The 13406-nt window shown below is 74.4% G+C and carries 15 protein-coding genes and 1 pseudogene; 7 read left to right on the top strand and 9 right to left on the bottom strand.

Annotated elements, in window-relative coordinates; translation table 11 throughout:
* Positions 1-241: pseudogene (locus KIK08_RS11800) on the top strand (PLP-dependent aminotransferase family protein); the annotation flags it as partial.
* A 10-nt stretch (positions 242-251) separates the two neighbouring features.
* Here KIK08_RS11800 and KIK08_RS11795 read toward each other — a convergent pair.
* Entirely contained in the window at positions 252-497 is a 246-nt protein-coding gene (locus KIK08_RS11795; protein WP_214403116.1) for a hypothetical protein, read from the bottom strand.
* Positions 498-614: 117 nt separating this feature from the next.
* Here KIK08_RS11795 and KIK08_RS11790 point away from each other — a divergent pair, with 117 nt between their 5' ends.
* From KIK08_RS11790 to KIK08_RS11775, 4 genes are all read left to right on the top strand, one after another.
* Positions 615-821 (top strand): helix-turn-helix domain-containing protein, encoded by a 207-nt coding sequence (locus KIK08_RS11790; protein WP_214403115.1) that lies wholly within the window; start codon positions 615-617, stop codon positions 819-821.
* Positions 814-1395, top strand: coding sequence for a YdeI/OmpD-associated family protein (locus KIK08_RS11785; protein WP_214403114.1), 582 nt, complete (start codon positions 814-816; stop codon positions 1393-1395). Before KIK08_RS11790 ends, KIK08_RS11785 begins: the two co-directional genes overlap by 8 nt.
* Before the next feature lie 158 nt (positions 1396-1553).
* A complete protein-coding gene (locus KIK08_RS11780) occupies positions 1554-1793 on the top strand; it encodes a hypothetical protein (RefSeq protein ID WP_214403113.1) in 240 nt (79 codons plus the stop codon).
* A 122-nt stretch (positions 1794-1915) separates the two neighbouring features.
* A complete protein-coding gene (locus KIK08_RS11775) occupies positions 1916-2788 on the top strand; it encodes a DUF559 domain-containing protein (protein ID WP_214403112.1) in 873 nt (290 codons plus the stop codon).
* A 90-nt stretch (positions 2789-2878) separates the two neighbouring features.
* Here KIK08_RS11775 and pruA read toward each other — a convergent pair whose 3' ends face one another.
* A complete protein-coding gene (gene pruA / locus KIK08_RS11770; protein WP_214403111.1) occupies positions 2879-4498 on the bottom strand; it encodes an L-glutamate gamma-semialdehyde dehydrogenase in 1620 nt (539 codons plus the stop codon).
* 173 nt (positions 4499-4671) lie between these two features.
* Here pruA and KIK08_RS11765 point away from each other — a divergent pair, with 173 nt between their 5' ends.
* The gene (locus tag KIK08_RS11765; protein ID WP_214403110.1) at positions 4672-5595 is read left to right on the top strand and encodes a proline dehydrogenase family protein; all 924 of its coding nucleotides are present in this window, start codon (positions 4672-4674) and stop codon (positions 5593-5595) included.
* 244 nt (positions 5596-5839) lie between these two features.
* Positions 5840-6802 (top strand): lipoprotein, encoded by a 963-nt coding sequence (locus tag KIK08_RS11760; RefSeq protein ID WP_214403109.1) that lies wholly within the window; start codon positions 5840-5842, stop codon positions 6800-6802.
* 6 nt (positions 6803-6808) lie between these two features.
* Here the strand turns inward: KIK08_RS11760 and KIK08_RS11755 are convergent, their stop codons facing one another.
* From KIK08_RS11755 to KIK08_RS11725, 7 genes are all read right to left on the bottom strand, one after another.
* Positions 6809-8350, bottom strand: a complete 1542-nt coding sequence (locus tag KIK08_RS11755) for a class I adenylate-forming enzyme family protein (protein WP_214403108.1) — start codon at positions 8348-8350, stop codon at positions 6809-6811.
* Positions 8347-9333 (bottom strand): phosphotriesterase family protein, encoded by a 987-nt coding sequence (locus KIK08_RS11750; RefSeq protein WP_214403107.1) that lies wholly within the window; start codon positions 9331-9333, stop codon positions 8347-8349. Before KIK08_RS11750 ends, KIK08_RS11755 begins: the two co-directional genes overlap by 4 nt.
* 129 nt (positions 9334-9462) lie before the next feature.
* Entirely contained in the window at positions 9463-10215 is a 753-nt protein-coding gene (locus tag KIK08_RS11745; protein WP_214403106.1) for a helix-turn-helix domain-containing protein, read from the bottom strand.
* Positions 10199-11401 (bottom strand): MFS transporter, encoded by a 1203-nt coding sequence (locus KIK08_RS11740; protein ID WP_214403105.1) that lies wholly within the window; start codon positions 11399-11401, stop codon positions 10199-10201. Before KIK08_RS11740 ends, KIK08_RS11745 begins: the two co-directional genes overlap by 17 nt.
* A 210-nt stretch (positions 11402-11611) precedes the next feature.
* Positions 11612-12199, bottom strand: a complete 588-nt coding sequence (locus KIK08_RS11735) for an HAD family hydrolase (protein WP_308257592.1) — start codon at positions 12197-12199, stop codon at positions 11612-11614.
* Between the two features lie 2 nt (positions 12200-12201).
* Complete coding sequence (locus KIK08_RS11730) at positions 12202-12648, bottom strand: TIGR03618 family F420-dependent PPOX class oxidoreductase (RefSeq protein ID WP_214403104.1); 447 nt, start codon at positions 12646-12648, stop codon at positions 12202-12204.
* Between the two features lie 41 nt (positions 12649-12689).
* Positions 12690-13322 carry an isochorismatase family protein gene (locus tag KIK08_RS11725; RefSeq protein WP_214403103.1) on the bottom strand — a complete coding sequence of 211 codons (633 nt, stop codon included), beginning with the start codon at positions 13320-13322 and terminating at the stop codon, positions 12690-12692.
* Between the last annotated feature and the right edge of the window lie 84 nt (positions 13323-13406).

Genomic DNA, 13406 nt, shown 5'->3' with positions numbered 1-13406 from the left:
GGGGCACCGCCCGCGCGGCGACGCCGCCGGCGCCCACGTCGTGGTCGAGCTGGCCGACGGAGCCGCCGAACGGGCGGCGCTCGACGCCGCCGCCGCTCGCGGGGTCCGGCTCGACGGCCTGGCCCGCCACCACACGGGCGCGCCGAGGGTCCACGGGGTCGTGCTCGGCTACGCGGGCCCGGCGCCCGAGGAGCTCGACCGCGCCCTGCGGGTGGTGACGGAGGTGCTCGGCGGGCGCTGACCCGGGCCCGTCACGCCGGGCCACCGGGCCCGTGCCGGGAGTCGCGCAGCACCTGGGCCGTGCGCGCGAGCGAGTACAGCGAGCACGGCCAGGGCAGCATCGGGGTGCCGCGCCCGGGTCTGGTGCAGCACGCGCAGAGACCGTCGTCGGTGCGGGCGTGCCGGCTGAGCAGCTGCTCGACGACGTCGTCCAGGGTGGCCAGCTCGCGGGCGATGCGGAGCCACCGCTTGTGCGCTTCCTGCGATGAGTCGGGCACGGGCAGTGATAGTACGCCAATGAGGACTGAGTAAGTCAACTACGCCAGACAGGACTGAGTAGCTATAACAAGGTCAGGATGGTGATACCGCCCCTGACCACGCCGTATGTTGCGATCATGGCCGAGCGACTGCTGTCCACCGGGCAGGCGGCGAAGGCGATCGGTGTCTCCGCTCGCTCGCTGTCGCGCTGGGTGACGGAAGGCCTCATCGAACCCACGCTCGTGACCCCGGGCGGACAGTTCCGCTTCGACCTCGATGAGCTGAAGGCCCAGATGAAGCGACGCCCGCGAGATCGCCCCAAGCCCCCGGAGAACGATGAGTAGCGGCATCGACGACGGCGAGCGGGTCGAGCCGGCGACGCTGGACGAGTGGCGTGCGTGGCTCGCCGCGAACCACACCCGCACGACCGGCGTCTGGGTCGTGCTCCGCAAGCCGTCGGTGTCGGGGCCGGGGGTCGGTTACGTGGAGTCGGTCGAGCAGGCCCTGTGCTTCGGGTGGGTCGACAGCAAGGCCAAGGGCCTGGACGCCGAGCGCACCCTGCAGTGGTTCTCCCCGCGCCGGGCGCGCAGCGGCTGGGCCCGCCCCAACAAGCAGCGCGTCGAGCGGCTGCTGGCCGCCGGCCTGATGGCCCCGGCCGGGCTGGCGGTCGTCGAGGCGGCGAAGGCCGACGGCTCGTGGACGCTGCTCGACGACGTCGAGGACCTGGTCGTCCCCGACGACCTGGCCGCCGCGTTCGACGCGCGCCCCGGTTCCCGCGAGCACTGGGACGCGTTCCCGCGCTCGCCGCGTCGGATGATGCTCGTCTGGCTGGTCGAGGCCCGGCGTCCGGAGACCCGTGCCAAGCGCGTGACCGAGATCGCCGAGCGGGCCGCCGCCGGTGAGCGGGCCCGCGGCTGACCTCCGCACACCCGTCCCCCGGTCGGGTGGTTCGGGCGCTCGGTAGCCATTCAACTACAGCGTTGTAGCTGGTCAGAGCTTCGCGGGCGGGCTAGTGTCGCCGTGCGGAGCGCTTCCCCCGCCCCGTGCAGACCGTCCGCACACCTGGGGGAGGACCCATGCCAGAAGCACGCCCGTACAGCAGTCGTGAGGACCAGGAGTCGCGGGAGATGCAGGCCGCGGCCGAGCGGCTGCGCGACCTGCCGGACGTGCCCCCGCCGCTGCGCGCGGCCGTCGCGCACACCTTGTACGCCGCGGCCACCGAGCTGACCAACGGGCGCAGGCTGCCCGTCGAGGTCCGCCGCGCGGCCCGGCACGTGGTGCAGGCGATCGCCGAGGTCGCCCCGGCCGAGCGGTAGGCCACCCGCCTCCCCCGTCGAGAACGAAGTTGTCGTGATCAACAGGGCTTGTTGATCACGACAACTTCGTTCTCGACGGAAACGCCACGGGGGTGGGGGTCGGTGGTCCACAGTGTGCAGCCATGGATGGCCCCTTCCTCGGATCGCTCGCCGTCGCCGCCGGGCTGCTGACTCCGGCCGACCTGCGCAGCGGGCGCTTCGTCCCGCTCTTCCGCGACGTGTACGTCGACGCCGACGCCGTCGCCGGTGCGGAGATCGACCTCGTGCTGCTGTCGCGGGCCGCCTACCTGCTCATGCCCGAGGACGGGGCGCTGTGCGGGTTCTCCGCCGCGGCCCTGCTCGGCGCGGACTGCAGCCCGGCAGGGGCGGCCGCCGAGTTCATCGCCCCGCGCGGCGACGTGGGCAACCGCCGCGGGCTCGTCGTCCGGCAGGCGGCGCTGGCGCCCGAGGAGGTCTGCCTCGTGGGGCCGTACCGGGTCACCACGGCCGAACGCACCGCCTACGACCTGGGCCGCAGGCTGGACGTACCCCGTGCGGTGGCCGCGGTGGACTCGCTCGCCCGGATCGGCCGCTTCGACCCGTCGGCGCTGCTCGACGGGCCGGTCGGGGCCCGCGGGCGCAGGCGGCTCCGCGAGGTCGTCGCGCTGGCCGATCCGCTGGCCGAGTCGACGATGGAGACGCGGCTGCGGCTGGTGCTGGTCGGCGGCGGGCTCCCGCGCCCGACGTCGCAGTTCGCGGTCCGGACCGCCGACGGCGCCGTGGTCGCCCGGGTCGACCTCGCCTACCCCGACGCCCGGCTCGCGCTGGAGTACGACGGCGCCCACCACTTCGACGACGAGTTCTCCCGCCTCGACCGCCGCCGCGACCTGCTGCTCGACGAGCTCGGCTGGCAGACCATGCGGTTCACCAGCGACGACGTGCTGCGCACCCCGAACGACACGGTGCGCCGCGTCCGGAACCGGCTGGCCGAGCGCCTGGCCCGCCTCGCCCCCTGATCGGCCCCGTCGAGAACGAAGTTGTCGTGATCAACAGGGCCGAATGATCACGACAAGTTCGTTCTCGACGGAAACCCCCGGGGCGAGGGATCAGGACTGGTGGGGGTAGGAGGACGTGGCGGGGGCGACGAACGTCTCCTTGATCGTGCGGGGGCTCACCCAGCGCTGCAGGTTGTAGATCGAGCCGGCCTTGTCGTTGGTGCCCGAGGCCCGGCCGCCGCCGAAGGGCTGCTGGCCGACGACCGCGCCGGTGGGCTTGTCGTTGACGTAGAAGTTGCCGGCCGCGAACCGCAGCGCCTCGGACGCCTTCACCACCGCGGCGCGATCGGTGGCGATGATCGAGCCGGTCAGCCCGTAGGGCGAGCCGCCGTCGACCTGCTCCAGGACGGCGTCGAAGTCGGCGTCGTCGTAGACGTGCACGCTGAGCAGCGGGCCGAAGTACTCGGTGCGGAACATCTCGTGGGCCGGGTCCTCGCCGACGACGATCGTCGGGCGCACGAAGTAGCCGACCGAGTCGTCCGCGGTGCCGCCGACCAGCACGTCCAGCTCGGCCCGGGCCAGCTCCTGGGCCTTGGCGACCTTGTCGAACGCGCGGCGGTCGATGACGGCGCCCAGGAAGTTGCCGAAGTCGGCCACGTCGCCCATCGGCAGCGACTCGACCTCGGAGGCCAGGTCGTCGCGCAGCCGGGCCCACACCGAGCGCGGCACGAACGCCCGCGACGCCGCCGAGCACTTCTGGCCCTGGTACTCGAACGCCCCGCGGACCAGGGCCGTGCGCAGCACGTCGACGTCGGCCGACGGGTGCGCCACCACGAAGTCCTTGCCGCCGGTCTCGCCGACCAGGCGCGGGTAGGTGGCGTAGCCGCCGATGTGCGCGCCCACCTGCCCCCACAGGTGCTGGAAGGTGGCCGAGGAGCCGGTGAAGTGGATGCCGGCCAGGGCCCGGTCGGCCAGCAGCACCTCCGAGACGTCGCGGCCGTCGCCGGTCAGCAGGTTGATCACCCCCGGCGGCAGCCCCGCCTCCTCCAGCAGTCGCATCGTCAGGTGCGCGGCCAGGCCCTGGGTGGGGGAGGGCTTCCAGATCACCGCGTTGCCCATCAGGGCGGGTGCGGTGGGCAGGTTGCCGGCGATGGCGGTGAAGTTGAACGGGGTGATCGCGTAGACGAAGCCCTCCAGCGGGCGGTAGTCCATGCGGTTCCAGACCCCGGGGCCGCTGGTCGGCTGCTCCGCCAGGATCCGGCGGCCGTAGTGGACGTTGAAGCGCCAGAAGTCGGCCAGCTCGCACGCGGCGTCGATCTCGGCCTGGTAGCAGGTCTTGGACTGACCCAGCATCGTCGCGGCGTTGATCCGGTCGCGCCACGGGCCCGACAGCAGGTCGGCCGCGCGCAGCAGCACCGCGGCCCGCTCGTCGTAGGGCAGCGCGCGCCACTCCCGCCCGGCCCGCAGCGCGGCCTCCACCGCCGACTTCGCGTCGCCGTGGGTGGCGTTCGCGCTGGTGCCCAGGACGTGGCCGTGGTCGTGCGGGGCGACGACGTCGAAGCGCGAGCCGCCGGCCATGTGCTGGCGGCCGTCGACGGTGACGGTCAGCTCGTGCTGCTGGGCGCCCAGCTCGGCCAGCGCTGCCTGCAGGCTCGCGCGCTCGGGGGAGCCCGGGGCGTAGTCGCGCACGGGTTCGTTGCGCGGGGCCGGGGTGGTCGTGGTCGCGTCCATGGGGTGAGCCTCCCGATCGGGTTGGCCTCGGTGTGGGGGTGTGCCGACCACCCTAGGAAGCCTGCCGGTCCGCTGCCAGCGAGCGCCGCGCGCACTATCGTCGCCACGAAAAGTGGTGATCCGCACCGGGACAGCGACGATCCGGAACCGGTCCCGTCCCCGAGGGAGGCCCCGTGCTCAGGACCGTCGTACTCGCCGCCGCCCGCTCGCCGCTGGTGCGGCGGGTGGTCGAGTCCGGGCCGTTCGACCCGCTGGTCGGCCGGTTCGTGGCCGGCACCCGCGACGACGACGCCGTGGCCGCGGTGCGCAGGCTGACCACCGACCGCTACGTCACCGTCGACCACCTCGGCGAGGACACCACCGACCGCACCCAGGCCGACGCCATCGTGGCCGCCTACCTGCGGCTGCTCATCCGGCTCGCCGACGAGGGGCTGGCCCACCGCACCGAGGTGTCGGTCAAGCTGTCCGCGCTCGGGCAGCGGCTCCCGGTGGACGCCGACAAGATCGCCCTGGACTCGGCCCGGCAGATCTGCGCGGCCGCGGGGGCCGCCGGCACCACGGTCACCGTCGACATGGAGGACCACACGACCACCGACCGCACCCTGGAGACGGTGCGCGAGCTGCGCGTCGACTTCCCGTGGACGGGCGCGGTGCTGCAGTCGCAGCTGCGCCGCACCGAGGCCGACTGCCGCGACCTGGCCGGTCCGGGCAGCCGGGTGCGGTTGTGCAAGGGCGCCTACGACGAGCCGTCGTCGGTGGCGTTCCGCACCGCCCACGAGGTCGACCGCTCGTTCGTGCGCTGCCTGCGGGTGCTGATGGAGGGCCGGGGCGTGCCGATGGTGGCCACCCACGACCCGCGGCTGATCGACATCGCCCGCGTGCTGGCCGCCCGCAACGGCCGCACCGCCGCCGACTGGGAGCTGCAGATGCTCTACGGGGTGCGCCCGCGCGCCCAGGCCGAGTTCGCGGCCGAGGGCCTGCGGATGCGGGTCTACCTGCCCTACGGCACCGAGTGGTTCGGCTACTTCATGCGCCGCCTCGGCGAGCGCCCGGCCAACCTCGCCTTCTTCGCCCGGGCCCTGCTCACCCGGTCGTGACCCGGTCCCAGCTCCGGGTGGGGCAACACTGAGCGCTGAACGGCGGCAATGGGCGGCACAGCGGTAATGGGCTGATCGACCGCGCCGATACCGGAACGGATCCGCTCGCTCCCCCCATGGCCCCCGCTCCCCCTGGCCGCCCGGCCGCGTACCGGATCCGGACAGCCGGGCGGGCGCCCGGGAACCACGCGGCGGCGGGTCGGGCGACCCGCCGACCCGCGGCGATCAGATCGGGGACCGGCCGATGGTGCCGACGCGTGCGCGTCGACTCGCGGGGAAGGGCGCGGCGTCGATGGCGCTCGTCGTGGCGCTGGCCGGCTGCGGGGACGCCCCGCCGCCCGCCCTCGCCCCGGCCGCGACCTTCACGACGGCGGAGGTCGAGGTGTGCACCGAGCTCAAGCGCACGGCCGACCTGAGCTTCGCGGTCATCTTCGACGGCCAGGACGACCCGCCCACCCCGGAGAACGTGGCGCAGCTGCGGGAAGACCTGGCCGACTACGCGGAGGAGGTGCGGGACGCGGCCGCGCGGACCACCGACCCGGCCCTGCGCCCCGTCCTCGACACCGCTCTCGCCACCGCGGAAGAGGTGGCCTGGGTGAGCAGCATGGAAGAGCTGCGCGGGACGCCCTTCAAGTCCGTCGGCATCCAGGTGCGCAAGGTGTGCGGCGAGCTGCTGGCCCGGGCCGCGGCCGCCGAGCCCGAGCCGCAGCCGCCGCCCACCGAGCAGGTGGGCCCGGAGTGCGACCTGCCGGTGGTCTTCGACATCCCGCAGGGGTGGTGGACCGCGGCCGAACCGGACGGCCGGACCTTCGACGACGGCGCCGTCGGCACGTTCTCCAAGGTGTGCGAGATCGCCGCGACCGAGCGCGCCGGCTCGCGGGGGACCGTCTCCGTGGCGACGGCCCCCGCATCGGCGGGCGACCCGCTCAGCGCCCTGGTCGACTACCTCGCCGCCGCAGACGAATCCGACGTCTACGACGAGGTGCGCCGCCCGACCTTCACCACCCGGCGCGCGGCCGCCGGCCTGGCCGCCTCGGAGGCCGCCTTCCAGGCCGAACGCGCCGGCGAGACCGTCCTGGTCAGGGTCTGCGTGGTGGCGGTGCCCGACGGCCTCGTCGCGCTGCGGTTCAACGCCTACTTCGACGAGGACGGAGCCGCCGTCGAGGAGGGCTACGAGTTGGCCCTGCAGACCCTGCGGCTGCGCTGACCCCGGTCAGCGCCCGAACACCGGCGACCCCCACTCGGTGGCCTCGCGCAGCTGCCGCTTGAGGATCTTGCCGCCCGGGTTGCGCGGCAGCGGCTCGGCGGAGACGGCGAAGAACTGCGGGACCTTGAAGTCGGCCAGCCGCTCGCGCAGGTACGCGACCACCTGCTCGGGCTCGAAGTCGGCACCGGGGACCGGCACGACGACGGCACCGACCTTCTCGCCCATGACGTCGTCGGGCACCGCGACGACCGCCGCGTCGGCCACGCCCGGCGCCCCCGCCAGCGCGTTCTCCACCTCCACCGAGTACACGTTCTCGCCGCCGCGGTTGATCATGTCCTTGGCCCGGTCGACCACCCGGACCAGGCCGCTGCCGTCGACGCCGGCCAGGTCGCCGCTGTGCAGCCAGCCGTCGACGAACGTCGCCGCGGTCGCCTCGGGCTTGTTCCAGTAGCCGCGCACCACGTTGGGCCCGCGGATGAGCAGCTCGCCGACCCCGCTGACCGGGTCGACGTCGGCCAGCGCGAGGTCGACCACCGGCGCCGCGAAGCCCACCGAGTCGGCGTGCTCGGCGGCCCACTCGTGGGGCAGGAACGTCGAGATCGACGAGGTCTCGGTGAGCCCGAAGCCGTTGCCGACCCGGGCGTTGGGAAACTTCTCGGTGATCCGGCGGACCAGCGCGGGCGCGATCGGCGCGCCGCCGTAGCAGACCCGGGTGACCGCGCTGACGTCGACGGAGTCGAACTCGGGCTGGGCCATCGCCAGCGCGTAGATGGCCGGCACGCTGGTCAGCAGGTTGATGCGCTCGTCGACGATCGCCCGCAGGAACCCGTGCACGCTGAACGCGGGCAGCACGACCGTGCAGCCGTGCAGCGCGATCTGCACGAGCAACTGGCTGTTGCAGCCGGTGACGTGGAACAGCGGCACCGAGACCAGGTTGCGCACCGAGGGCCCGTCGGCCCGGTCGACCTCGATGACCCGCAGCGCCGTCTCGATGTTGGACAGGAAGTTCTCGTGGCTGGTCATCGCCCCCTTGGGGAAGCCCGTGGTGCCGCTGGTGTAGAAGATCGCGGCCAGGTCGTCGTGGCCGAGTCCCCCGGCGACCTGCGGCTCGCCGTCGGGCAGCGCCTCGCCGGGGCGCAGCACCGCCCGCGCGCCGGAGTCCTCCAGCACGTAGGCGATCTCCGGCTCGGCGAACCGGGTGTTCACCGGCACCGCCACCGCCCCGGCCAGCACCGTGCCCAGGAACCCGAGCACCCAGTCGGCGCCGGCCGGCAGCAGGTTCGCGACCCGGTCGCCGCGGCGCACCCCGCCGGCCACCAGCCCGCCGGCCACCCGGGCGGCCCCGTCCCAGAGCTGCCGGTAGGTCAGCCGGGGCCCGCCGATCTCGACCAGCGCCTCGCCGTCCGGGTTGGCCTCGACCGCCCCGTGCAGCAGCTCGACCAGCGACGGCACCAGCCCCGTGTAGTGCGCCACACCGGCGGCGTCGCGCACGACGCCGGAGTCGTCGAAGGGCGCCTCGCCGCGGGGCAGCGGCTCGACCGCGCTCACGAGCCCGCCGGGGTGAAGTAGCGGCGCGGGTTGTCGACCAGCATCGTGGTGATCTGCTCGTCGGACACGCCGGACTCGCGCAGCGCCGGCAGCACGTCCTCGGGGATGTGCTGGTAGTTCCAGTTGGGCGCGGTGGCGGCCAGCGCGGCCTGCCCGGCCTCGCCGGAGAAGAAGTCCATGTAGCAGGCGGCGTCGTGGGCGAGCACGATCCGGTCGGCGTAGCCCTGCGCGCACAGCGCGGCGATGGCGGCGACCCGCTGGGCGGTGGGCAGGAACAGGTCGAGGCCGAACCGGTCGCAGCCGATCGTGGCGCCCTGATCCATGATCCACTTGAGGTAGTCGAGGTCGTCGGTGTCGCCGGCGTGGCCGACGACCACCTTGGTGAGGTCGACGCCGTGCTTGGCGTAGAACTCCACGGCCAACCGGCCGGTCTGGTGGATGGAGTTGGTGTGCACGGTGATCGGGACCCCGGTCTCCTGGTGGGTCTGGCTGATCGCCGTCTGCACGCGGGTCTGGTCGGGGGTGAGCCCGCGCTCCTCGACCACGCACTTGAGGAACGCCGCCTTGACCCCGGTGTCGGCGATGCCTTCCCGGATGTCCTTGACGAACATCTCGGTCAGCAGCTCCGGGCCGCCCAGCAGGGTGCCCGGGCCGCGGTAGTGGAAGAAGTGCGGGATCTCGTCGAAGACGTAGAGCCCGGTCGCGGCCACGATGTTGATGTCGACCTCGGCGTTGATCCGCTGGACGCGCGGGATGTAGCGGCCCAGCCCGACGACGGTGGGGTCGACGATCGTGTCGACCCCGGACTCCTTGAGCCTGCGGAGCTTGGCGATCGCGTCGGCGACCCGCTCCTCCTCGTCCCAGTACTGGTCGCCGTAGTTCTGCATGACGTCCGGGGTGAGCACGAAGACGTGCTCGTGCATGAGCGTGGTGCCGAGCGCGTCGACCTCCACCGGACCGCGGACCGTCTCAACCGCCACCATGCCTGGCCTCCTCGCCACCCGACCACACCGTCGACTTGTCGATCGTGGTCGCCGTCACGGCGGATGGTCAAGGACCGCCCCGTACGTACGACGGGGGCTGTACGACGGCGTGACCGGGCGGCGCGGACGTCAGAAGAGGTCGGCGACCAGCTCCACGGCGCGCTCCATCACCCGCCGCTGCGACGGCGGCATCGTCGAGCCCCAGTCGGTCATCAGGGTCTCGGCCAGCGGGTTCCAGGCGCCGCGGGTCCGATCGCCGGCGGCGTGCTCGGCGCGGATCACCGCGGCCAGCTCGACGGCCAGCGCGTCGACCGTCGCGGGGTCGGCGTCGACGTCGGCGAGCGCGTCGAAGCGGTGGGCCAGCTCGGCGTAGTCGGTGCGCTGCACGAGCCGCTCGAACATCCCCACGTACTCGGCGACGATGGCGTCGGTGCGCTCCGGGTGCAGGGCCAGGTCGAGCAGGAGCAGTTCCTTCTCCTTCGCGATCGCCCTGGCCGGGGCGCCGTCGGCGGCGGCCTTCGCGAACATCGCCGCCAGCGGCTCGGGCAGGTCGGGGTCGGGGCTCTGCGCGCGCAGCCGGGCCAGGTGCTCGCGCTGCGCGGCGATCCGCTCGGCCTGCGCGGCCAACTCGGCGTCCAGCGCGTCGAGGGCCTCGTGCAGGGCGGGTTCGGGGCCGTCGAGGAGTTCACCGATCCGGTCCAGCGCCAGGCCCAGCTCGCGCAGCCGCCGCACCCGCAGCAACCGGATGAGCGCGGCCGCGCCGTAGCGGCGGTAGCCGGAGCGGTCGCGCGGGGGCTCGGGCAGCAGGCCGATGCGGTGGTAGTGGCGCACCGCGCGGACCGTCGTGCCGGCCAGCCCGGCCAGCTCACCGATCGTCAGCACCGGGGACGACCTCCGTCGGTTCGAGCGTGCGCAGGGCCGGGGCCAGCAGCGCCGCCAGCACGACGAGCACCCACAGCCCGGCCACCAGCATGCCGGTCGTGCGCACCCCCGTCGCCACCACCAGCAGGCCCGCTGCGAGCATCCCGACCGGCGCCACGGCGAGCACCGCCGCGTTCTGCAGGCCCATCACCCGCCCCCGCACCCGCTCCGGGATCCGCTCGCCCAGCAGCACCGCCGTGATCGCCGACAGCGGTCCCATCCCCAGCCCGACCAGCACACCGGCGCCCAGCAGCAGCGGCGCGGGCGGCAGCAGCGCCAGCACGACCATCCCCGCGGTGGCGGCGAGCAAGGACACGACGAACGCCGTGCGCCGCGCGACCTTCACACCCACCGCCGCGTAGAGGACGGCGCCCCCGATCCCGCCCAGCGCGATGGCCGTGATCACCAGCCCCAGCACGCCCGGCGAGTCCAGGGCCACCAGGTGGACGGGCAGCACGAGCCCCTGCAGCGGCGCGATCGCCGCGACGGCCCCCACCGAGATCAGCGTGATGGTGAGCAGCAGCCGGTCGCCGCGCAGCACCGCCCACGCCGGGCCCATCTCCAGGAACCCGCTGCGCCCCGTCGCCGCGCCCACCCCGGCCGGCAGCGTGGCGGTGACCGCCGCGGCCAGCGCCGAGCAGGCCGCCGTCGTCCACAGCACGGTGACCGGGTCCAGCAGCGCCAGCAGCCCACCGGCCACCGCCGGCCCGACGATCAGCACGACCCCGCCGATCCCCTCGCGCAGCCCCGCCAGCCGCTCCAGCGGCACCCCCGCCGCGGCGGCCACGTCGGGCGCGAGCGCCTCCCGCGCCGTCATGCCGGGCACGTCGAACAGCGCGCCGGCGATGCCCAGCGCGATGAACCAGGCCAGCGTGAGCCCGGTCCAGGCGTCCACCAGCGGCAGCGCCGCGATCGACGCCGCCGAGGCGAGGTCGGCGCCGACGGAGATCCGGCGGCGGCCGAACCGGTCGACGACCCCGCCGCCGACGACGGCGGCCAGCAGCATGGGCAGGGCCGCCGCGGCGGCGATGATGCCGGCCGCGGCGGCGTCGCCGGTGCGGACCAGGACGAGCCAGGGCAGGGCCACGCCCGCCACGGCGTTGCCGAACAGCGAGAGCGCGTCGGCGAGGAGGTATCGGACGACCATGGCGACGACTCTGCGACCCTGACCTTGCGTCAGGGTCAAGCGGTGTGCCGGGGTCCTGGGCCCGGTGATCGCTGGCACGCCGCTGAACGTCCCGGCGGCTCCCGTAGCGCCACGCACACCTGCTGGCCGCTGCGCACACGTCCCGCCATGTGCGTCGAAGCCGACCGGTGTGCGTGGGCCGGGCGGTGTGCGCGGGCCGGGCGGGAGCGATCAGGCGTGGTCGAGGAACGCGGCCAGAGCGGCGGGGGAGTGGTAGTGGTGCGCGCGGAGGCCGGCCTCGCGGGCGGCGGCGACGTGGCCCTCGGTGTCGTCGACGAACAGGCACTCCGCCGGTGCCCGGTCCAGCCGCGCGCAGACCAGGGCGAACACCCGCGGGTCGGGCTTGGCCACGCCCAGCTCGTGGCTGGAGAAGACCCGGTCGAGCTCGCGGTCGAGGCCGACGGCGGCGAGGTCGCGCGGGAGGCGGCTGGTGGCGTTGGTCAGCGCGACGACCGGTGCCCGCCTGCGGTAGCGCCGCACCAGCTCCAGCACCTCGGCGTCGACCGCCCCGGACGACGCCGACCACTCGGCCACCGCCGCCCGGGCGGCCGGGCCGTGCGCGGCGGCCAGCGCCGCGGTGACGTCGGCGCGCCAGCGGTCGTCGTCGACGGCGCCGGTGATCGCGCGGTGCAGCAGGTCGGGCTCGAAGGCCGCGGCCAGCAGGGCGCCGCGGGGCAGGCCGTGGCGGGCCTCGACGGCGTCGAGCGGCTCCCAGCGGCGCAGCACGCCGTCCAGATCGATGATCAGCGGCGCGGGCACGGTCAGGGGTTGCCGTAGACCTTCGTCGGCTCGACCAGCACGACGGCCCGGCGCTCGGCGGCCATCACCCGGTCGTAGTCGTCCCAGTCGTTGTGGGTGCCGCCCGCGGCGGTGAACACCTCGCGCAGCAGCAGCCGCAGGCGCTCGGCGTCGACGCCGTCGGCGGGGTCGTCGGGGCCGATCAGCTCGCTGGAGCCGTCGACGCCGACCCAGCGCCAGCCGGCCCGGAACAGCAGCGAGGTGGCCGGGCGGGCGCGCAGGTTGCGCAGCTTGACCGGACCGTAGGTGACGTACCCGACGACCGGTCGGCCGGTCGTCGGGTGGTCCAGCACGCCGGCGTTGACCAGCGAGCTGTGCGGGGTGCCGTCGGCGCGCACGACGCTGACCGAGGCCAGGCCGGCGTCCAGGGCGACGAGGCGCCGGACCGGGGCGAGATCGGGGGAGTCCACGGGGAGGACTCTGCCACTACCCGGTGACTGCGGGTGATCCCCTACGCCCGCGTCGCCGAGCTGCTGGGCCGCAGGTGCCGCAGCGCCTCCGGAAGGTCGACGACGTCGGCGTACTTGGCGTCCAGGTCGCGCAGGTTCTGCTCGTGCAGCTCGGGGGTGCGGTCGGCGCAGGCCTGGCGCACCACCTGCGGCCGGAAGCCGTGGCCGAGCGCGTCGGTCGCGCTGGCCCGGACGCAGCCCGACGTCGAGACCCCCGTGACCACCACCGTGTCGACGCGGGCGGCGTGCAGCGTGGCGGCCAGCGACGTCGCGAAGAAGGCCGAGGCGTACTGCTTCGCCACCACGGGCTCGCCCGGCTCCGGTGCGAGCACCAGCTCGCCCCAGCCGCCCCCGGCGTCCTCGGCGAACGCGGCCAGCGCCGGTACCTTCACCGCGAACAGCCCGCTGTCGGCCATCCCGCGCGTGTACCGCACGACCGTCCAGACGACCGGGTGCCCGCCCGCCCGCGCCGCCTCGACCAGCGCCGCCGTCGCGTCCACCGCGGGCCCCGGCTGGGGCAGCTCGAACGGCCCGCCCGGCGCGGTGTAGGCCCGCACCAGGTCCACGACCAGCACCGCCGGCCGCGAACCCCAGCCCACGCGCCCCGAGAACGCCGTCCCGTGCGGTCCGCTCATCACCGCCCCCACCCCGTCGAGAACGACGTTGTCGTCCGATTGGACCGGTCCAATTGAAGACAACGGCGGTGTAGAAGGGGGACC

Origin of the sequence: Pseudonocardia lacus (assembly GCF_018531445.1) — a bacterium.
GTDB lineage: Bacteria > Actinomycetota > Actinomycetes > Mycobacteriales > Pseudonocardiaceae > Pseudonocardia > Pseudonocardia lacus.
This window is presented reverse-complemented; position numbering and strand designations above follow the sequence as displayed.

Bases quoted from the DNA above. Each gene is read 5' to 3' on its own strand.
- KIK08_RS11785 (WP_214403114.1), top strand. From the start codon at position 814: ATGAGTAGCGGCATCGACGACGGCGAGCGGGTCGAGCCGGCGACGCTG.
- KIK08_RS11790 (WP_214403115.1), top strand. From the start codon at position 615: ATGGCCGAGCGACTGCTGTCCACCGGGCAGGCGGCGAAGGCGATCGGT.
- pruA (WP_214403111.1), bottom strand. From the start codon at position 4,498: ATGGACGCGACCACGACCACCCCGGCCCCGCGCAACGAACCCGTGCGC.
- KIK08_RS11740 (WP_214403105.1), bottom strand. From the start codon at position 11,401: ATGGTCGTCCGATACCTCCTCGCCGACGCGCTCTCGCTGTTCGGCAAC.
- KIK08_RS11780 (WP_214403113.1), top strand. From the start codon at position 1,554: ATGCCAGAAGCACGCCCGTACAGCAGTCGTGAGGACCAGGAGTCGCGG.
- KIK08_RS11750 (WP_214403107.1), bottom strand. From the start codon at position 9,333: ATGGTGGCGGTTGAGACGGTCCGCGGTCCGGTGGAGGTCGACGCGCTC.
- KIK08_RS11775 (WP_214403112.1), top strand. From the start codon at position 1,916: ATGGATGGCCCCTTCCTCGGATCGCTCGCCGTCGCCGCCGGGCTGCTG.
- KIK08_RS11725 (WP_214403103.1), bottom strand. From the start codon at position 13,322: ATGAGCGGACCGCACGGGACGGCGTTCTCGGGGCGCGTGGGCTGGGGT.
- KIK08_RS11760 (WP_214403109.1), top strand. From the start codon at position 5,840: ATGGTGCCGACGCGTGCGCGTCGACTCGCGGGGAAGGGCGCGGCGTCG.